Source organism: Coprococcus sp. AF38-1 (genome assembly GCF_003603945.1).
In the GTDB taxonomy this organism is placed as follows: Bacteria; Bacillota; Clostridia; order Lachnospirales; family Lachnospiraceae; genus Coprococcus; species Coprococcus aceti.
Window position 1 is genome coordinate 72376 of sequence record NZ_QVGO01000003.1, and the last position, 21928, is coordinate 94303.

The following is a 21928-nucleotide window of genomic DNA, read 5'->3' on the forward strand; positions in this document are numbered from 1 at the left end:
ATTATCTGATGTTGCAATTCTGAAATACGTTTATCCGTGTATCTGTTGAGCCAGCTAATCAATATAGATGGCAGCAGTTTATCAGGTAATCTCTGAATAATGGAAAATACAAAATCTTCGAGTTTTGAAAAAGTCTTCTTGAATATGTCTCTAAAGTGGTTTGGCTTCTGTATCTCTATATTTATATGTATCAACTCCCTTCATATTTAGTATATCGGTTAATTGGCGATGGAACAAGAGGTTTGGAAAACTGTCTATAAAGGTGTCATTTTACGGAGAATAGTTATTCTGTAAGGGAATGTATTTGTAAAGGTGTCAATTCTATTTACAGATATATTCATAAAGTGGCAGGTGTTTTACAGACAGAAAGGACGGAAAAATGGAAAACAATGAAGTATGGGGATATGCAAGAGTATCAACAACAGAGCAAAATCTTGCGAGACAGCTTGAGCAGTTAAAAGAGTTTAATATTCCAGACAGGAATATAAGATGTGATAAGGTAAGTGGAAAAACATTCAACAGAAGAGAGTACAACGCATTGGTTGGAACGACTGAGACGGCACCATTATTAAGGAAGGGAGATTTGCTGGTCATAGTCAGCCTTGACAGACTGGGAAGAAATTACACAGAAATCAGAGAACAATGGAACTATATCATCAATGACATTGGAGCAGATATTGTTGTGCTGGATATGCCTTTGCTTGATACAAGACAGTCTGATGATAATTTGGACAAGAAATTTATTGCAGACCTGGTATTGCAGATTCTTTCTTATGTTGCACAAAAAGAACTGGAAAACACAAGACGTAGGCAAAAACAGGGTATGGATGTTATGCCAGTTATAAATGGAAAGAAAACATCATTAAAGACAGGTAAGCCAGTAGGCAGACCTAACGCACAATTTCCTGATAAATGGAAAGAATACTATGAAAAATGGAGATGTGGAGAAGTCACAGCAGTTAAGTGCATGGATAGATTGAATTTAAAACGTTCAACATTTTACAAACTGGTGAAGATCTATGAAAAAGACATGGACAAAAGGGAGAATTAATATGCAAAGGAAAAATGATGGAGGTGGAAATTTTGAACAGTGAGCAGAAAGCAGATATTTTTTGTCTTGGTGTGATAACTGGAATCAATCTATATCAGCAAAAGGTTATTGCAGCACAGCAACATAATAAAGCACTCAGAATAAATGGAGAATTATATTATGTACAGAGTGCAAGGGAAAGATTACAGGATATGATGGATAAAATTTGTAGGTAGAAAGAGGGGTACAGCCAAATGACGCAGCCACAGTATAAATTGGAAGAATTGAAAATATTTGAAGATACTAAGGAGACAGTTGAAACATATTCAAATATATATGATGATGGAACTTTAGGAATATTTCTGAATAATGTTTCTGCAATGCCAGCATGTATCAAGGAATATGCGAGAACAGCATAAATAACTCACTCATGGAAAATTATAAGACAACAGGCAAGGTATATACAAAGGATAACTTTGAAATATCAATGACCATAGATTTGAATTTAAACAATGGTATACTAACAATCTGTACATATGTAGGTTACTGGGATTTGGATTTATCAGATATCATAAGTATTATAGATCATGATTGCTACGAGGAAATAAAAGAATTTTTCTTCTCTGAACTGAACAGGATTACAACAGAGCGATTAAATGAGATAAAAAGCAAGATGGCATAGAGAATTATAATATAGGGATTACATAGATACTCAATTTAATTCTGATAGATAAAATGGTTTGGGTATGTTATAATAATTGATGTTAAGGGCGTGATGAACCCTTAATATACAGTTTCAAGTTTGTAGGCTGATTACCTATAGATTGGAATTGATTGATTTGTTGCGAGAAAGTCATGGCTGTAATGGTCATGGCTTTTTTGTTACAATATGGTATTGACAACAAATAACAATATGTGATATAAAGAGAGTGTAAACGACAGGAAAATTTACAATATCCTTTTTGTTTGCATTATATTACACAAGATAAATTTAAAAACTACTTATTTTACCAAAGACAAACAGCTTATAAAAAGCGTATTTGAATATGTGGTAAAATAGGTAGTTTTTTTTAGTTTAGAAAGATAGGAGGTGAATATATGAAGTATGAATTTCTACATACGTTACTGCTTAAAGACAATCGTATGGTAATTGTTTTAGATGGAAAAGACGATAAATATTTAGTTTGTGAATTAGATAATGAAGAGAACATGTTTGGAATTACAGAAGATGACGTATTCATGGAAGTATTATAGTATGAATCATGAATTCAGATAAACCTTAACCAGTCATCCTTGGATGCTGCAATGTTTATTCAAGGAGGCTGGTTATTGATCTAGTTTGGTATTAAGTTCGGTAAAGTGAGCATTTACTTGATATTGCTGGATAGAGTCCCTTATACATACCAGTTCGAGAGTAGTTTCGTTATATTGAGAATTTTACAGCGTTATGTAAACTAAAACAAAGGCGATTTAACACTTTAACACAATAAAAGCAAAACTGCCGAACATAGGACATAATAAGCCTTATATATCCTACAAAATATGAGATTGTTAGGCGGTAATATACTATGTGTTCGGACGTTTGAAAAATAGCTGGCGTGTGAAGAGAAAAGTATTTATAATAGGTATTACATAGAAACACTCTAAATTTTTTTAGGAAAGGATATATATGTAATACCTATGTAGCGTTGATTAGTATACGCTTGATCTAAATTCGATGTAGAGGTTAGATTAGTATAATAGATATATGTATTACATATAAATGATATTATGATCAAGAATAAGATATCAGATTCACAGAAAGCAGCACAAAAAAGATATGATCAAAAAACAAAAATGGTATCAATAAAATATAATCTTTCTGAGATGGAAGAATACAAACAATTAAAATCATATCTGGAAAAAACAGATCAGAGTATGAATGGATTTGTAAAAGGTTTGATAAGAGATTATTTTGAAACAGGCGAAGGTAAAAACTTTGAAACTTCTATTGAGAATAAGTTGCACAATAAAAATAAATATAAAATTTTTGAAAATATTGATATAGATGACTTACAAACTTTTTCAGAATATTTCAGTAGAATGTTTACTTTAAGGTTACTGTCAAAATATGAAATATTGCTTGAAAATTTAGTCAATAATTCAAGAGAGAATTATGAAATTAAATTACTTATATTTATGGATGAATTAGAAAAACGAGCCAAGCAAGGGGAATTTGATGAGTTGGATGGGATAGAGAAATGGCATATAGTCGGCGATGAATTGGAACAATTATTTGAATAAATATGATATAGGTATTACATATAAGCGTTATATGAGGATTTTAAGATATGGATCTTCATATAACGCTTTTTATTTGCATAAAAACTTCAAATCCGAAAGTTTCGGAGTCTAAAAATCAAGAAGAACTAGCAAAAATGATTGGAATTTCAGTAGATACTCTTAATAATTACAAAAAACTCACAGAACTTATTCCTGAATTAGAGGATAAAGAAATTTTGCAAAAACTCATCTCAAAAATGGGGAATAAGTATATACAAGGCAGAAATGCTTATATATTTTTTCTCACAAGTAGCAATGTCAGATATATACCATGACAACAACACGTATATGTTTGGCGACATTCTAACCTGTATTAGAACAATGCTACCACATTATATGAAGAAAGGATTGGTTAAATTGAACAGAGAGACACAGTTGAATCGAATGGAATTTATCTTATTAGATACGCTTTATGCAAATGAGTGCAAAGACAGATTCCACTCAATGACATTATCTGAGATCAGCGAGGATAACGATGATTCCCTAGGTGTGGGGACAACACTTTATAGGAAGATGAAGAAGTTGGTCAAGCTTGGATATGTCAAGAAGGGATGTTTGGACAATCATGCAGACACATTTTATTTGACAGAAGAAGGAATAAGCGTTGTGGAGGAATGCAAGGAGGTAGACAGATGAATTTGAAGGACAAAGTTATATTTATAGGTATTGGTTGCTATTGAGGTAAACAGGTTAAAGAATTTGTTGAGAACTATGGATATAAAGGCATAGCAGTGAATGGTAGTGAACAGGACTTAAGAGCATTGGGCGGTATGAACAAGTATTACCTAAAAAATTTTGATGGGTTTGGCGGTCACAGGGAGAGAGCTTTAGAGTGTTTGGAACAAAATCCTGATTTTCTGGACTACATAAGCAGTATTGAGGAAGAGATTATTTTCCTTGTATTTGGCGGTGGTGGTTCTACTGGTTCAGGTAATGCCACCATAATAGCAGAAATGTTATTACAGGAAGATTCGGCAAATAAAAAAATTGTATGCCCTGTTATAGCGTTACCTTCATCAAGTGAGCCACTTATAAAGCACAGCAACGCATATTCAGCAGTTCAGGAACTTCAGGAATTACAGGATCTCGGACTAGGTGTGACTTTCTTCATTAATAATAATGTAGATAGTACATATAGTTGTATCAATAGCGCATTTGCAAAATTTCTTGATACGTTTCTTACAAATGATTCATATGGCGAGTTAAATAATTTTGATGAAGCTGAAAGAATAGAAATGCTGAAAGATAGTGGAGCTATGACAATGAGCCTTATGAAAGGTGGAACTGATTCGACGGTTATGTTGGACAAGCTGGCTAGAAATGGCATATTTGCACCTATAGAGAACAAGGTGTGTGAGCATGTGGCTATTATTCATGCTGGAAACGATAACAGAGATATTGAGGTAAGTTTAGTAATCTCAGAAGTGGGAAAACCGCAAAATGTATTTGAAGGGTACAACGGTAGAAGTACATTGATTGCTTGCAGTGGTCTTGATTATCCAGTTGAATACGTTACCAAACTTGCAGAGATGGCTAAAACAGCATTTGAGGAGCGTAAGAGGGAACGTAAGCAGGTTAAAAAGTTGGATGCGTTGGTATTATCTGATGAAAAAGAGGAAATTAAGCCTGTAAGAAAAACATCGAAGTTTGAGGTATTAAAAAAGAGAATGAATAGATAGGTACATATCATGCAACATCAAGACTATATCAAATATACATAAAATATATGTCTTGATAGAGACAAATACAAAGGGGAATAAACAATATGATGGAAAGATCGACAACAGCAAAAGACCTTCAGAAGCTTTTTAATGAGTATATGGTCATAGTAACAAGTGTAACAGTGACAAACAAGGACACCAATCAGAAAAACGAGGTAACACCTGAACAGTTTATGAATGATTTTGAGTGGTACATGGAATCTGGAATTTTTGCGGATTCGTTGGATTTTAAGTATGAGTTGGCTGGTAATAACAATATCAAGTTATTTATTGGATATGTAAGTGGGTATTGTGACAACTGTATTGATGTTGTGTTGCAATTTGCAAATGGGGCGACATTAGATCAGGTTGTAGATGGATTAAATGCAACATATACAGCATTTCTAGCATCATTATCAGCATAAAGAGAGAATGTATATATAGGTCGATTAGTCTAATCGGTAAAGAAAATTATAAGGATATACTTTGTTTCTACCTATTACATAATATTTTTAGGAGGAAAGAACAAATGGCAAAAGAAATCAAGAAAGAATGGCAGAAGTATTTATTGAACGAAAACAAGGAGTACACAACAGAAGAGTTGACTGAGAATTTTAAGAAAGCAGTGGATTATCTATTCTCAAAGCATGTTAGGCTTAGCTCAGATATGTTGGTTAATCCTCAGAGAGCAAGTGAGCAGTATCATTTATCAGAACAGGATCGGGCAGTCTATTTGGGAAAATTCCATCATGCGGGGTATGCAGTGAACGACAGTGAGAAGATGGTAGAGGTTATGGATGTATTGTACCATGTACTGAATATATCAAAGGATGAAGCAGGTGAATTTACTTTATATATTACTGAAAATCACATGACATTAACAGATGCTATCGAGAAGAGGTATGGAGTTTCTATGGATGATGTTTCTCAGTATATTGAGATGGTTTTAACACCATATGCTGATTATGCTATGAAAATGGCAATTAGAACAGGTAAAGAGTTATTAAGTATCTTATCAGAAGTATTTTCTGAAAGCGAGGTATAAGACAATGCACGCAGGCGGTGGAATGGCATTTCGAGTAAATTTGCCTACATAAAGGAGAATGATATATTACAGAGATATTTGTTATAGAATTATTTAGATTGATGTTTGTCTTTTGCAACCATGCGAGTAACACATTGAACTTTTTTAGATAGTTTAGGATGTTTACAAATTAGTATGCAGTGAGATGATGCAACCGACTGTTGAAGCGAACAGTTATTTTCAGAACGGATAGAAGTTTCCCCTTTCCTATGTAACTTTTCATATATTTATCAGTGAAGTTGCTGATTATACATAGTACGGAATAACAGGCACATTACCTTTATTGGTGATGTGCCTACATTAAATTGAAAGCGAGGTACGAAAATTGATTCAGATTGACAATATTGTAGATTATGAATCGACACAGCAGCAGTGTGACAGATGGAACGAAGAAGGATATGGGTTTTAAGATTGGAGGAATGAGTTATTAGTAAAATTACAGTGGTAGATTCCATTATGGGATCAGGAAAAACTAGTTGGAGCATCCAACATATTAACAGAGAGAAGTTTGATAATTTCCTTTATATAACACCATTTTTAGATGAGGTGGAACGTATTATTGAAAATACGAACAGAGAATTTAAGCAACCGATAAATAAGGGGAATGGTAAATTGGGAGCAATCAATGAGATGTTAGCTTGTCAGGACGATATAGCTTCAACACATGAGCTGTTCAAACACCTTGATGAAGAAAGTCGGGAAAATATCCAAAATGGTCACTATACATTGATCTTGGATGAGGTCTTAAATGTTGTTGAACCATATGACAATATCCGAAATGATGATATGAAACTACTGAAAGATAGTGGCTGTGTAACAGTGGACGAAGATGGTTTTGTTGTATGGAATAAAGAAAAGTTGAATTATGATACAAAATATAATGACATAAAAATTCTTGCGGACAATAGAAGCCTTATATATATTAATCAAAAATTGCTTTTATGGAGATATCCACCAGAAATATTTGAATTATTTGATAAGGTGTATATACTTACATATTTGTTTGAAGCAAGCATTTTGAAAAATTATTTTGACTTGTATAAAATTGATTATGAGCAAAAGAGTATTTTGGAAAATGATGGACAGTATGAGCTTACGAACTATTACATTCCAGATACATCAGTTTTTTTAGATAAGATTAATATTTATGATGGTAAACTGAATGATAATATATATCAAAAAATCAATGGTTTATCGGTCACTTGGTTTAAGGCAAGAATAAATCAAGATGGTATCAAGCAAATCAAAAAAAATCTATATAATTATTTCTCCAATATTGTCAATGCAAAATCGGATAACATTATGTGGACTACATTTAAAGACTATAAAGCAAAACTGAAGGGCAAGGGGTATTCAAGTCAATTTGTGAGTTATAATTGCCGTTCAACAAATAAATATGTAGATACATACAATTTGGCATATTGCGTAAATGTATATTTGCATCCAGGGATAACTCAATTTTTCCTGCAAAGAGGAATTAGCATAAATGAAGATTTATATGGATTATCAGAAATGATTCAGTGGATATGGAGAAGTAGAATACGAAAAGGGGAATCCATTAATATTTATATCCCAAGTATGCGAATGAGAAATTTGTTGATTGATTGGATGAATATGAATTTGCAATATCAGCATAAGAAGGTAAGTTAGGAAGTTGACCTTCCTAAAATTGGGAAAGAATGTAGTAAAATCAAGGCTTTAAGGGGTGTCTCCGTTAAAAGAAAATATGTAATAAAAAGAGATGATTTTTGCTTTGTTGGACTGGCATATTGCGAGCTGTGCGAAGCAATTGACAGGACACACAAGTGAAAAAGGCGGACAGGTTAGATTGACGCCCTTCTGGGCGGCAAGATAAGCTGGCTGACTAACAGGGGGTGGGATGTTCCCACTAATATATCCTACTTTCTTTGAAACCAACCTTTTCTACTAAGCTTCACGACGCAATCAAAGATTGCTGTTCCGCTAAGTGAAAAGCCTGCGCCAAAGAAAGATAGCAAAGAAAGCGCATGAATATGGAAATGCTATATAAAATCTCGATGTGTGTGTAGATAATATTATTTTAAATTTAAAAATATAGACTATCATTCATACGACAAAGAGAGTATAAATATGATTTATTATGAGGAAAATGCACATTGAAAATTGAAAATTGACGGTTAGTGTGTTACATTATTTTAAAACGAAAGGAGGAATTGGATGGCAGGAGCAGGATCACCAGAATATTTGGAGGATATTATAATAAGTATGTTGGAAGAAATTCGTTTAGAAAACAAAGAACAAAAAACAGAGGATTCTAATGAATGAAATAGTCAAAGAAATATTCAATGGCATTGTAGTTGCGTTTATAATATGGATATTAAAACAATTAGCACAAAAAATTATTGATAGTATATCAATACGTAGTCAAGGATTAGATTTGACAGGGTGTTGGTTTGCAGTGCATGGCAGTTATATTAATAAAAATATAGAAGCTATAGAAATAATATATATATGGCAGCAGGGCGAAAAGATTAAGTATCGTATGGAACAATATGTCAATTTTGAAGATATTAGAAGAGTCTTTGGTGGCAAAGGACTGATAAGAGCTGGTGTGATTTCATCATATTATTATGCAGTTGATAAAGCATCAAAACTGATAGGATGTATGAATCTGCAAATAAAAACCAAAAGTGCATCGAATATTTATTTGAGTGGTACATTTTATGAGATTGACGAACGAAAGAAAGGTTATTCTTTTGAGAACTATCCAGAAGATTATTACAAACTATATCGAATGGAACTTGATTCAAAAAGAAAAATACGTTTAAAATATGGGAAAAACGTATTTTGTTCTTTTATGGAGGTTGAAAAATACATTGAGCAATATAAATAATTTATTTCGATGTTATAAATGCGGAATATGTTGCGAAAATTTATTCCCTAATTCAATTGTTATATTTCCCTCTGACGTAATTAGAATTTGTGATGGAATGAATATGGAAAAAAAGGTGTTCCTAGCAAAATATTGTGTAGGTAAAGATATTCCATGTGGTGATAGTTCAATAAAAGTTTATTTTATGAAAGTAGGAAAAGATAGAAAGTGCGTATTTCTTAACAATAGCTTATGTACAATTTATAATATTAGACCAACACAATGTAAAAAAACACCATATGATTTTTTCGCTTATAAAAAATTATGGGGATATATGCCTTGCGTTAAAAGGGAGTATTATTCTGAACGAAAATCATATGATGAAGATATGGAATTGCTAAAAGAACTGTTACATGGGTATTAGCCAACCGTTGATATAAGACGGTTGGTTTTTTTATACCACAATTAGTATGGAGATATAAATTATAAAGACACTATTTTATTATAAGAACATAAGTAAGCGCTCCACAGTGAGTACCCCCACTATAATTAGCCGCTCGTCTGAGCGGTTTGAATCAGTAGTAATACTGGTCCTTTGATATGTTATTTCAGCAAGCTAATCCTTTGGTTTCATGCCGCTGTTCCTGCATTTCTGAATAATCGTAGTCCAAGTCTCTAGTTGTTTTTTCGAATAGCAAGGCGTGTTACCATAATAAACCTCCCGAATATTTGGATTTTTTGCTCTTATTTTCTAACTAGTTGAGTTAGTTATGGCAAAATGGGGGTAAGATGGGGAGGTATTGGCTATGGAGCATTTACGAATATAATGTAGAAATATAGGAGAAAGTAAAGATGGCAGAGAACATAACAGATATATCGTACCTGATGATATTAGACAAGATTTATACAGTAACAAATATATCATTTGCGGACATGACTATTACGGCTGAAGATGAGGGAATAAATAAAAAGGATATTCCTGAATGTGAAATATTTGGAATAGAGGATGTTGAAGAATTTAGCATTAAGCTGGTGAATAGGATTAACCCGGCTGAGATTATCGACTTTTTAGCATGGAAAATGAAAAAGAATGTCCAATGAAACTATCATTTCCTACTTGCCTAAAAGTGGTGTATACAAAGGCTTTAAATGCACGAAAACAGACCTATTTTGAACGATAGATATTAGACGATAATTTATACCTATGATGGGATAGAATTGGATTTGATATCAAGAATCGCATTGTAGTTACAACAAATGACATATAAATAAACATAGGATGGAGGTTGTTTTTAATAAAATATACAGATTCAAAGATTATAAAAGTAAGAAGTGTTCAGGCAGCAAGTGTCTACAGGGTAGCACATGGATATAAATTTTTAGTAAAAGATAAGAGTAGCATATCAGAGAAGTACGTTAATTCATTTGTAGACTATAAATCTGCAGTTATCAATAGGAGTATGTTTTCTGCCTATTTGCTGAAGCATGGTGTTACTCTGAGTAAAAAAGGTAATAGTTTAGATCTCATACTAATGAAGTTTGATTATGGTGTTGATGCGGATGGTTCAACTGGTGATGATTCAAGACCATCTGTATCAGCAAATGAGCTGAGAAAGTATTTTTATGAGAATAATGCAACTATTACATGGGTAACTTTTGATAAGAACAAGAAAGAAGTTCCAGAACTGACGAAAACTATCACGTATAAAATGCTGTGCAGGAATCCTGGTAAGGCTAAAAAGGGTGAGTGTTTCTTCATCAGAGAAGAATTATATACTAACGTCATAAGGTATATTACTATGGGACTTATTGATAAAATTCCTGATGGCAAAGGAGCCAAGATCGTTGAGTTATCAGCTTATGCACCATTGATAACTGCTACGGCAATGGACTTTATTCATATACCACTTAACAATATATTGGTTCTAAAGGATGAAAAGGCTTCATGTAGAAAACAGGCTTGTATTGTTGGTGTAGAGCAGCAGAAAAAGAAGGTACGAGACTTCAAGGCATTTGAGAAAATCTTGAATCCTATGGGGTATACAACATATAAGACAATATCAGAAGATTATCCTGAATATCGGTTGATAGGTAGGACAAAAAGAGAGCTGTTAGAACATGGTATAGATATAAATGATTGCCCAATTAAAGAAACTGATTTTTCTGATGGTAAGATTCATAACAAGTGTGTTGTAAAAAGAGACGAGAAAGAAATATCTAACATTCTATGGGATGGTATGGGTTTGATAGATTCGTCAATATTCCCGTCTGATATGAATGGTTTCATATATTGTAGAAGCCATTTTTTCAAGAGTTGCTTATTTAAGGGTAACATCCAGCAGTTTTTCCAAGATTATTACAGAGATGACTATGATAGTGCTTACATTGCCAGTGGAGTTGATATGTTTGGACGCAAGATGAAGGTGTCTGACATAAAGGTTATAGTCACTGACAATTCGCTGAAGTGGCTGAAGTTTACAGATTACATGAGTGAATCAGGTACACCCCAAGCTGCTTTTAAGGCATATAAAAAGATCATGAAGAATGATGGCTATACTTTTCAGATAGTGAAGACAGCGCATAGCAGCAAGTATGGTGATTTGCAGAGAACATCGTTTCAGATGAATAATACCTTGCTAACAACTGATGAAAATATATTGGAGAAGATAGCTTCTACCAGTATTGATTTTTGCAATAATTTGAAGCTTGATGATGGCGCATTCATAGACTATCTACAGGCTACATCAACAGAGAAGTACAGTATAAATAAGGTGATGGTGGCTTTGTACAATTGGAATAAAGATATTATCAATACGGAGTATTTCAAGAAGAAAAGGCGAGAGATGATTAGCAGTTTGAAGAGAGAAAGGTTACTCATTGGTAAACTGTTCCAAAATGGGGATAATTTAACCATCTGTGGAAACCCTATTGCCATGTTGATGAAGGTAACTGGACAGGATTTTTTACATGAAGGGTGTTTCTGTACACATGATGACAGGATAGAGTGTTACACAAAGAGATTCGCTGAAGGTGAGAGGTTGGCTGGTTTCAGGAATCCCCACAATTCACCCAACAATATAGTTTGTCTTGAAAATGTTTACCCCGAAGAGTTGGTAAAGTATTTCCCTGATCTTGGCAAAGAAATAATAGTTATCAATGGTATAGGTACAGATGTACAGGACAGACTTAATTCACAAGACCTTGACAGCGATACAATATATGCTACTAATCAGCCAGAAATGGCAGAACTGGCTCAAAAAGCGTATCTTGAATATCCTACGATAGTAAATGACATACCCAAAAGCACAAACAGCGATTATGATAAAAGTATGGTGTCATTCGCCGTCATGGACAATAAGATTGCAAATGCTCAGTCAGATACAGGTGTATCAAGTAACATTGCACAGTTGGCATTAAGTTACTGGTTTGATGGTGGCTGTGAGAGTACAGAACTGGAAGACATATTTATAATATGCTCAGTGCTTGCGCAGTGCAGTATTGATAGTGCGAAGAGAAATTTTGACATTGCGGTTGGTAAAGAACTATCCAGGATTCAAAAGCTGGAATGTATGAATCCACAGAAAAAATATCCGAAGTTCTATGCTGATGTACAAGAATTGAAGGACAGGAAGAAGAAAAGCAAAAAGAAAGAGATCGACACTAAAGAAGTAAAGTTATTCAATTGTCCTATGGATATACTGTATCAGATTATAGATGAGGGCATAATTGATCTCAGAGAGAACAAATATAAAGCATTTAGGGGTAAAGGAACAAGTTTGAGAAACTTTTTGATACCATTGAGCAAGGAAGATAGAAACAAGGCTAATAGGAAACAGCAGAATAGTATAATTGAGATAGTTGAGACTTATGATAAAGAAGTTAAGGGACTGGAAAAGGGTTCAGAGCATTACAGTAGTGACAAACAGGATATTTATGATGAATGTATGAGAAAGCTATCAGGAAGAAAGATCAACGAGTATACCATGCGTGCGTTGATTGGAAAAGCATTTGATAACCCTAAGATTAAGGATAGTTTATTTGTGACGTTGTATGACAGTAATCCAGAATTGTTTTTAAAAATGTTCAAAAATTAGCAAAATTGTCACACAGAACTAGGAAAAACACCTAGAAAATAATGCAAATTGTTTATTTGCCTATGAAGAGATGAAAGAACCGTAGGTCTAGTAGTCTCTTCATAATTGCTTTTTGCTGATTCAAACTAGGTGAAAAGTAATAGTATCGAGTGCGATATTCAAAATATGGTTGGTATAGGTGGACAGACTGCATCAAACACGGTCTGTCCATTTATGTCAAAAATCTTTAGCGGTAGTCTCCGCATTTTCCATATTATTTTTATAAGAAATATTGTTATTTCAATAAATATTAAGCAAAAAAGGAGGGCATATATGACACAGCAGGAATTAAGAGAACTTTACATTGATAGGCTTGAGAGAGAAAAGCAGGTATATATCTCTAAGACCACAGGGATAAGCACATCTATATTATCAAATTTCAAGAATGGTAAAATTGAGTTATATCCGCATCTTTTCGTTAAGCTGGAAAAGTATCTAACAAATTCATAATATTTTCTATTATTTATTCTAGGCTCAATGCCGTAGGTTGTTATTCAACATGAAAAATCCATAAAAAAGAAGTGATTACATGAAATTAAACATGGGAGATCTCATCAAGTATGATGGGGCAATTTATGAAGTGGTGGCTGTAGTATGGTCAACGCTTTATTTGCGTACTGTCAATTCAGACAGATACGATTACAAAATTGATAATTTAGGTAAGTTGTACAGGGACATTGAGTTCCTGGGAAAGGAAAAAATTTATGATATTTAATTACACATTAGAAGATCTAGCTAGGGCAATAGCCGGTCTTGAAGAACATGAACAGAATGTCATTATAGGTAATAATTTGATTAATATGCAATATTTGTTGAAACTGATGAATGACGATGACACTTGTAAAGACACAATCGAAAAGTTAGACGAGGGCATAGAGCAGTTGAATAATACTATAGAGCAGTATGAAAGACTTGCCGATGCGATACTGAGTTTGAAAGTGTCTATAAGTGAAAAGTGGGCTACACCAGACTCTGTTGTAGAAGATTATGCAGAACTAGACGAGGAAGAACAGAGAAAAGCAGTTGTTGACCTTCTTAATACAAATGGATTCCAGCAGAAATGTTCAGAGGTTCTAGTTGATGACTTGAAGAGAATCGTTGCTGATGATCCAACATTGCAGTTCATTGACAAAACATTCAATATCACAAATATACTAGGTGACATGATAACTCAGGGTATTGGTTGCGATCACCATTATAGAGGGTAGGTGAAATGTAATGGGTTCAATGAATGAGTTTTGGGTTAAAGTTCAAGCGCAACTTGAAGATACCAAATTCAAAAAGCAGATGGAACAGTTATCCAAAAAGAAATATAAGGTCGATGTAGATGTTTCAAATTCTGGCTCCAAGAAAGCAACTAGAGACTTGGAGCAGTTAGCTTACGAAGCCACTCATACACAGACAGTATTTGGTAAGCTAAAGAAGTCTGTAGGTGAGACGTTTTCAGGTAATAAGATGGCAGTAACGGCGTATCTTGCCACATTGAAAGCTGTTAAGAGTGCTGCAAGTGATGCAAAAACTGCTATTGTTGATATGGATAAGGCGGTCACCGATTTATCAGTTGCACAAGGACAGGGAAGAGATACAGCAGCTAATTATTTGAAACAATTGAATCTTCAAGCTCAGAGTATAGGTGCAACAACAAAAGAAGTTGCTCAGTCTGCTGATTCATGGCTCAGACAGGGCAAGTCAGTAAAAGAGACTGGTGATCTTGTATATGATTCAATGATACTGTCTAAACTTGGACAGATAGAGAGTGCAAAAGCCAGTGAATATTTAACATCTGCTCTTAACGGCTATAAGAAGAGTGCTTCTGAGGCTATTGATATAGTCGATAAATTAACAGCGGTTGACATGGAATCCGCTTCAGATGCTGGTGGTCTGGCTGAGTCAATGTCAAGAACCGCATCTGCTGCCTCAATGGCAGGAGTGAGCATGGACAAGCTTATTGGTATGATAAGTACAGTAAAAGAGGTAACTCAGGCAAGTGATGAGTCTGTCGGAAATATGTTTAAATCTGTTTTTTCTCGTATGAACCAGATTAAAGCTGGTAAATTCATTGACGAGGAAACAGGAGAAAGTCTAAATGATACCGAAAAAGTTTTAAATAAAATCGGTATATCTATGAGAGATACAAATGGTCAATTTCTAAGTAGTGAGAAAATCCTTGATGAAGTTGGTAGTAAGTGGAAGTCGTTTGATGGAGTAACACAAAGGGCTGTGGCTACTGCAATGGCAGGTACATATCAGTACAACAAATTGATTTCTCTTTTCGATAATTATTCCAAAGCATTACAATATACAGAGGTTTCAGCAAATAGTGCTGGAACTGCAATAGACAAGTTCAATAATTCATATAAGGAAAGTCTTGAAGCAAAAACAAATACTCTTCAAGCTTCGTTTGAGTCGATGGTGCTTGATTCAGACATGAGCAAAGTGTACAGCAGCATCATTGAAGCAACAACAGCACTTGTTAAATTCATAGACAAGACAGGAGCGTTAAAAGGTACACTATCTGGTCTTGGGGCTGTTATGGGTATAAAAGCCTTTGTGACTTTTAAGACAGGTATACATGAGGCGTATATTGAACTGAACAAGTTCAAGAACGCTATGGATATTGTGGGAAAAAGCAGAGTATCGGTCAAGAATTTTGACAAGCTATTACTTCTCACAAATGGATTATCCAAGAGTCAACTGAAAATGGTCGTGTCGTCCAAAGCATTGACTCAGGCGCAAAGACAGCAGTTATTGATGGCAAGTGGACTTTCACAAAAAGAAGCTGAATTGCAGTTAAAGACGTGGGGGCTTGCAAGGTCTACAACTGGTCTAACAGCATCAACAACGTCTGCAAAGAATGCGTTAGGTGGTCTATGGACAATTATCAAATCTAATCCTATAGGAATGATAGGGACTGCTGTATCTGCTGGTATGATGATATGGCAGAAATATAAGTCATCCGTGGAAGAACATGAGCAGAAGATGAAAGAAGCTTCTGAAGAATTAAATCAAACATGGAATGATGAAAAATCAGCTATTGATGATGCTATATCAAAATACGATGAATACAATAAAAAGTTACAGGATAATACATTATCAATATCTGAGGTTAATGATGTTAAATCTCAATTAAAAGATATTCAGGATAAGTTAATAGAGACATTTGGCAATGAAGCTGAAGGTATTGATCTTGTTAATGGCAAGTACGATGAACAGATTTCAAAGCTTGAAACAATATCTAAGCGTAAGGCTGAAGAGTACATTGCTAAACAAGCAAACAATGTTGAATCAGATAAGAATTATCTAAATGAGAAATTAACAGACTATGTGAGCTTTGGTGCAACACATAAGCCATGGGGAACTGGAAAAGCTGATTTGAATGATGGTGATATAGCTAACTCTAAGATTCCTGAATTATTGAAGAAATATGATAAATTGAATCTGATAGATGGTGATACATTTGGAATTCAGTTTAATCAGGGAACGAGAGAGGAGATATATAATCAGCTTGTAGATTTTTATACAGATCTTTCAAAAATAAAAGATGATCCAGCAGTCGAAAAATTCAAAGATGGTATTACAGAAACTATAAATTCTGATGATTTATTCGACCAGGATAAAATAGACAAAGCAAAAGAGAGTATCAAGAACTATACAGAGGCAGAAATACTCAAAGATGATAACACCAGAAAAGCATATAGTGATCTTACTGATGCAGTAGACAAATATAATCAAGCACTTGAAGATGGTACTGGCGTTGAGGGCGCTGAAAAAGATCTATTGACTGCGAAAAAGTCAGCCGAAGATTCAGCAGAAGGAATATCAAACGCTGGTGATGTATTCCAAGATGTATATAATCAGATAAGCGGTTCTGCTCCGATAGAGATAAGAGTGAAATTTGGCACGATTTCTGATGAAGAATTACAGCAGTATCAAGATGATATAAATGCTTTAAAGGAGCGATTAGGGTACAAATTAAACCCTTCAGGTGCAGAAGATGCAAAGAAAAATTCTACAGTGGATTCATTTGTCAATGGATTAAGTGACGATGATAGAACACTTCTAATTAACGCTAAACTTCCTGACGATGTGAAGACGTACACAAAGGAACAGTTAGCAGATCTATTAACTCAGTTACAAAATCAAGCTGATGAAAATTCCATAGATATAATACCAACCACCCTATCATCAGCATGGGAACAGCTCAAAGCGTCAACAGATGATGCGACAAAGGGTGTAGCAGATGACCTTCAAGACCTTGCAGATAAAGGCGAATTAACCATAGATACATTCAAAGCTACTGATGGTGCGGAGAATTACTTTGATGGACTAGGTGTTTCAGCAGAAAATGCCGTGAAGTACATCAATAGTTTGTCTGATAAAAACTCACAGCTTGGTGCAATGTCCAAAAATATCAAGTCAATAACTGATGCACTTGGTACAAAGGCTTCTGATGGATTAGTAAGCGTAGATGATTTATCAGGTTTTGACGCAACAATCAAAGGACTAAACACATGGGAGAAATTTTCTACTATTCTTGGCGATGCTTCATCATCAATGGAAGACTGCCAGAAAGTTGCCAATGAATTAGCCACGGAATACGTCAATAGTGAATCCGTGCTGTCTAATCTCAACGAGACAAATAGAGCATATTATGAGTCACAGCTTGATAACATGGGAGTGACTAATTCTGCCGCCGTTGTCGAAGCTGCTCTTGCAAAGAATTTGGGCGAAGAAAAGATAGCTACAGAGGAAGCTGTTAAGGCTGGTCTTAGTTTACATGGCACAAAGATTGATACTACCAATGCTACAGAATTATTCTCAAATGCGACTGCTGGTGAGATAATTCAGCTTGCAAACGAAGCAAATCAGTCAGGCGTAAGTTCACAGGCTCTTGCTTTACTTGCAGTGAAGAAATTAAATAACCCTACTCTTACAACTGATGGTGATATTAAGAACTTAATGGATTTGTGTAAAGGACTTGATCTTGCAACACAGGCTATTAAGACATTCCAGAGTATAAAAAATAGTGTAATGAATCCTGATGGTACATTTAAAGCTACAGGAACTGCGGGAGCTCAACAGTCAGAGGCTTTAAATAATGCATTTAATGCCATGAAGAGCCTTGTCAAAACTTCCGTTGGCGGTGCATCTGTTAATTCGCATGGTAGTTCAGGTGGTGGAACTTCAGGTGGTGGAGGTGGAGGCAGTTCATCCACTGCAAAGACTGCATTCGATAAACTCTCCGATTATGCATCTAAATTCTTCGATTGGATTGAAGTTCGCCTAGACAGACTCCAAAAGAAAATCGACTCCAATATATCCAAAGCGGAATCAAAACTAAATGATAAGCGATACTCTTCTGCTACAGTTAACTATATGTCTGCTGTGGGTAATACATACACAAAGATGTATACAGAGCAGAAAGGTAGAGATAAGTATCTTAATACGGCAAATAGTTATCTCAACAAAGCAATCAGTCTTGGTGCAATAAACAAGAAACTTGCCAAAGAGATTAAGACTCGTGTTTCTGATGGTTCAATCAATATTTCAAGATACAGCTCTGATATTCAGACAGTTATATCGACCTATAAAGATTGGATAGATAAGGCGAAAGACTGCACTACTGCTATGCAGACACTTCATGACTCTCTCAGAACATACGCTGAAGATCTCAAAAAGGTATCTGATGCACAGAGAGATGCTACAGTGTCTATCGCCGAGACAAAGCAGACTATTGCCACAGGCGGTGTACAAAATACGGCTACAGCCAAGAACTCATCGCTTGGATATAACAATTCTGTCCTAAATACAAAGAACAGTGCATATTATACGGCTGCCAAGTTAGCGAACAGTAATGTCAATAAATTTGCTAAGAGTGCTACTTCTGCCTTGAACAAGGGCAAGATTAAGAAGAATACAAAGTACAATGCTACACTTAACTCTATCAAGGGTTATATTAAGAAGCGTGTTGCTATTCCAGATTCATTACTTGCTATTGTGGCAAAGAAGAACTCTACTCTTTATAACAGACTGTACATGTATAATCTCAGCATTGAGAACCTTCAGACTGCTAGAGAAGAGTACACTACAGCATTTGCTGCAAATAATGCTGAAAAGTACAACAATATAGCAGATAAGTACAAAAATCTTGATGATGCTACAAATGATGCTATGGACTTTAATAGTACCAAGTCATCCAATGCAGTTTCGGCAAAGGATAAGAATAGCTATCTCGACAAGCAGAAGTCGGGATATGGTACTATTGTTACTCATGACAAAAATGAGCAAGACGCATATGATAAGGCTAGAAAATCAGCTAGAAGTAGTATGTCCAAGTCTGCTAAGGGCACAAGCTATAACAGTTTGTCTACAAAGAATCGTGCAACTGTAAACAAATATGTTAATGACGCAAGATCTTCGGCAAAAAACGGTAAGATTATAGCGGCTTCTACTATTGCTAAGTTATCAGAGTATTATAAGAAGGGTTATATTACTAGAACTTTCCTTGATTCTTGTATTAACTATAATAATGCTCTTGAATCATATAACCAGACTAAGGCACAAGCTGAGATAGATAAGCAGACACAGATTGCTCAGAGAGCAGAAATTGCTTCACAGAAGTTTTCTAACATCTCAACCGAGTATGACAATAAGCGTCATCAGTATGACCAGACTGCAACTGAGCTGAATAATAATATGTCTATACTTGAGGAACGTGGCAATGGTGCTTCTGCTACTTGGTATAGTAAATTAGTAAAGAATGAAGAGTCAAGTAGAAGTAATTTGATTCAGAAACGTACAGATCTCGTCAAGGAATTAAATAATGCAGTTAAGAATGGTGATGTTGCCTATAAGAGCGAAAAATGGTACGAAATGAGATCACAGATAGACGATGTGACCAATTCCATTGACGAAGCAACTAAATCGCTTGCTGAATATAATAATCAAATTATGCAAGTACACTGGGATAGAATTGATGAACAGGCAAATAAGGTTCAGAACCTGATAGATGAGAATAACTTCATTATTGATGAATTATCTCGTAGAGATTTGACTTCTGATGATACTGGTGGATTAACCTCTGAGGGTAATGCTGTCGCTGGACTTCATATATCCAACTACGAAGCATATAAGAAAAATGCGGAAACGTATTATGCCGAGATTGAGAGTATCAACAAGAAGTTGGCTAATGATCCATACAATCAGAAGCTAATTGACCAGAAAGAGAAATTGGTCAAGTCTTATCAGGACTGTGTGAAGGGTGCTGAAGACGAAAAGTGGGCGACCATTGATTTGATGAAATCGGGTTACGATGCCTTGAAAAATCACATCTCAGACCTTATTGATAAATTTAATGACCTTCTGGATTCAGAAAAAGATGCTTACGATTATGCAAATAATATTTCTGAAAAGACTAAGACTCTTTCAGATCTTCGTAAACAGTTGGTTGCTCTTTCAGGCGATACATCTGAAGAGACTAGAGCAAAAGCCCAGGAGCTTAACCAGTCTCTCAAGGATGCTGAAAAGGATCTCAAAGATACACAGTATGATAAGCTCATATCTTCAACGAAGGATATGCTCTCTGATTTCCAGACTGATTTGGATGACAGTATTCAGGATATAATCAAGAATTTGGACGATAATTTCAGCCAACTTATAGAAAACATTGATAGTCACTGGAACAATGAGACAATCACAAGTCTCATGGAAAAGATACAGTATGTCGCAACTGATTCATTCAACAATGTATCTGCTGATGGTAAAATATCTGAGAGCACTGGTAATGTTGTAAGTGATATTCAGAGTTTTATGGAGAGGGCTTGGGCTAAATACGATCGTGACGCTGAAACTACACAGCAGGACAAGATAGATGAAGCGACAAAAGAAGAAGTTAAGAATAATATTCTGAACAATTCTAATAGCGGTTCATCTTCTGGATCTTCTACAGATGTGAAAATTGATGCCAATAAATTAATTAGTCGAATTGATAATCCAACCAATAAGATTTCTCCTGCATACAATAATACCACAACCAATAAAAACAGCACAGCTCCTGTCGGTAAAGTATTATCAACTTCACAGAAAAAGTGGGTTAATGACTTTTTGAAGAAGAACATTGTTGTTGCGAAACAGGATGTTAGCAAGTATGGTAATTTGAATAAGGTACTCTACCGCAATTGGGGTAAGAAGATTCTTCCTACATCTAAGTGGACAGAGTTAGCTAAGAAGATTGGATTTAGTAACTTCTCATCTGCTACAAATTCTGCTTTTTATCAGACACTTCACAGGTCAGGTATCAAGGGGTTCAAGAAGGGTTCTGATAGTATTCCTTATGACATGATTGCCAACTTAGGTGAAAATGGTACAGAGTTACAGTATGATGTGTCTAAGGGTGTTCTGAAATCTGTTGGACAAGGTGATATGATATTCACTGCTGAACAGGCTAAAACTCTGATGGAATTTGCCCAAAATCCTATGGCATATAAGAATATGTATACTGGTACAGCGTTTAGTATGCCGAGTGTGCCTGTAAATAACAAGATGGATAATGATGTGAATATCTCTATTGGTGATATTAAGCTTGAGGGTGTTCAAGATCCAAAACAGCTTGCTAATGGAATAAAAGATATCATAAAAAACAATACAGGTGGAGTTCGTAGTATGATTAAGGAAGATACCATTGGTAGTCTCAGTAAGGGATATAACTCTCAGAGCGTGAAGAGATGGTAATTGGATAGATAATACATAGTAAAGATCAGGAAGATTTTATATCTGCCTGGTCTTTTCTTATGTTTCAAATAAATATAG

General features: G+C 35.0%; 20 protein-coding genes. All 20 read left to right on the forward strand.

Going from position 1 to position 21928, the window contains the following annotated elements; genetic code table 11:
- Positions 1–379: 379 nt before the first annotated feature.
- The 20 genes from DW025_RS04885 to DW025_RS04965 all read left to right on the forward strand — a co-directional run bounded on the left by DW025_RS04885 (position 380) and on the right by DW025_RS04965 (position 21850).
- Positions 380–1051: a recombinase family protein gene (locus tag DW025_RS04885; protein WP_119999013.1), complete on the forward strand. Its 672-nt coding sequence runs from the start codon at positions 380–382 to the stop codon at positions 1049–1051.
- A gap of 32 nt (positions 1052–1083) precedes the next feature.
- A complete protein-coding gene (locus tag DW025_RS04890) occupies positions 1084–1266 on the forward strand; it encodes a hypothetical protein (RefSeq protein WP_133302876.1) in 183 nt (60 codons plus the stop codon).
- Between the two features lie 18 nt (positions 1267–1284).
- Entirely contained in the window at positions 1285–1449 is a 165-nt protein-coding gene (locus DW025_RS14790) for a hypothetical protein (protein WP_165854752.1), read from the forward strand.
- An 11-nt stretch (positions 1450–1460) separates the two neighbouring features.
- Positions 1461–1712, forward strand: coding sequence for a hypothetical protein (locus DW025_RS04895; protein ID WP_119999016.1), 252 nt, complete (start codon positions 1461–1463; stop codon positions 1710–1712).
- Between the two features lie 416 nt (positions 1713–2128).
- A complete protein-coding gene (locus DW025_RS14795; protein ID WP_165854753.1) occupies positions 2129–2284 on the forward strand; it encodes a hypothetical protein in 156 nt (51 codons plus the stop codon).
- A 516-nt stretch (positions 2285–2800) separates the two neighbouring features.
- Positions 2801–3313 (forward strand): hypothetical protein, encoded by a 513-nt coding sequence (locus DW025_RS04900; protein ID WP_119999018.1) that lies wholly within the window; start codon positions 2801–2803, stop codon positions 3311–3313.
- A 47-nt stretch (positions 3314–3360) separates the two neighbouring features.
- A complete protein-coding gene (locus DW025_RS14945; RefSeq protein WP_207666801.1) occupies positions 3361–3627 on the forward strand; it encodes a hypothetical protein in 267 nt (88 codons plus the stop codon).
- An 82-nt stretch (positions 3628–3709) separates the two neighbouring features.
- Entirely contained in the window at positions 3710–3988 is a 279-nt protein-coding gene (locus DW025_RS04910) for a hypothetical protein (protein ID WP_133302877.1), read from the forward strand.
- Between the two features lie 134 nt (positions 3989–4122).
- Entirely contained in the window at positions 4123–5031 is a 909-nt protein-coding gene (locus DW025_RS04915; protein ID WP_119999021.1) for a hypothetical protein, read from the forward strand.
- Positions 5032–5117: 86 nt separating this feature from the next.
- Positions 5118–5477, forward strand: a complete 360-nt coding sequence (locus tag DW025_RS04920; protein ID WP_119999023.1) for a hypothetical protein — start codon at positions 5118–5120, stop codon at positions 5475–5477.
- Between the two features lie 104 nt (positions 5478–5581).
- Positions 5582–6097 carry a hypothetical protein gene (locus DW025_RS04925; RefSeq protein ID WP_119999025.1) on the forward strand — a complete coding sequence of 172 codons (516 nt, stop codon included), beginning with the start codon at positions 5582–5584 and terminating at the stop codon, positions 6095–6097.
- Between the two features lie 495 nt (positions 6098–6592).
- Positions 6593–7786, forward strand: a complete 1194-nt coding sequence (locus tag DW025_RS04930) for a hypothetical protein (protein ID WP_133302878.1) — start codon at positions 6593–6595, stop codon at positions 7784–7786.
- A 646-nt stretch (positions 7787–8432) separates the two neighbouring features.
- Positions 8433–9008, forward strand: coding sequence for a hypothetical protein (locus DW025_RS04935; RefSeq protein ID WP_119999028.1), 576 nt, complete (start codon positions 8433–8435; stop codon positions 9006–9008).
- The gene (locus DW025_RS04940) at positions 8947–9411 is read left to right on the forward strand and encodes a YkgJ family cysteine cluster protein (RefSeq protein WP_119999030.1); all 465 of its coding nucleotides are present in this window, start codon (positions 8947–8949) and stop codon (positions 9409–9411) included. The genes DW025_RS04935 and DW025_RS04940 overlap by 62 nt, the downstream gene beginning before the upstream one ends.
- A 428-nt stretch (positions 9412–9839) precedes the next feature.
- Positions 9840–10088 carry a hypothetical protein gene (locus DW025_RS04945; protein ID WP_119999032.1) on the forward strand — a complete coding sequence of 83 codons (249 nt, stop codon included), beginning with the start codon at positions 9840–9842 and terminating at the stop codon, positions 10086–10088.
- Between the two features lie 185 nt (positions 10089–10273).
- Positions 10274–13081: a hypothetical protein gene (locus tag DW025_RS04950; RefSeq protein ID WP_243104902.1), complete on the forward strand. Its 2808-nt coding sequence runs from the start codon at positions 10274–10276 to the stop codon at positions 13079–13081.
- 312 nt (positions 13082–13393) lie between these two features.
- Positions 13394–13570: a hypothetical protein gene (locus tag DW025_RS14800; RefSeq protein WP_165854755.1), complete on the forward strand. Its 177-nt coding sequence runs from the start codon at positions 13394–13396 to the stop codon at positions 13568–13570.
- A 79-nt stretch (positions 13571–13649) separates the two neighbouring features.
- Positions 13650–13835, forward strand: coding sequence for a hypothetical protein (locus DW025_RS04955; protein WP_119999034.1), 186 nt, complete (start codon positions 13650–13652; stop codon positions 13833–13835).
- On the forward strand, positions 13825–14328 hold the full coding sequence (locus tag DW025_RS04960; RefSeq protein WP_119999036.1) for a hypothetical protein: 504 nt from the start codon (positions 13825–13827) through the stop codon (positions 14326–14328). Before DW025_RS04955 ends, DW025_RS04960 begins: the two co-directional genes overlap by 11 nt.
- 10 nt (positions 14329–14338) lie before the next feature.
- A complete protein-coding gene (locus DW025_RS04965; protein ID WP_119999038.1) occupies positions 14339–21850 on the forward strand; it encodes a phage tail tape measure protein in 7512 nt (2503 codons plus the stop codon).
- Positions 21851–21928: the final 78 nt, after the last annotated feature.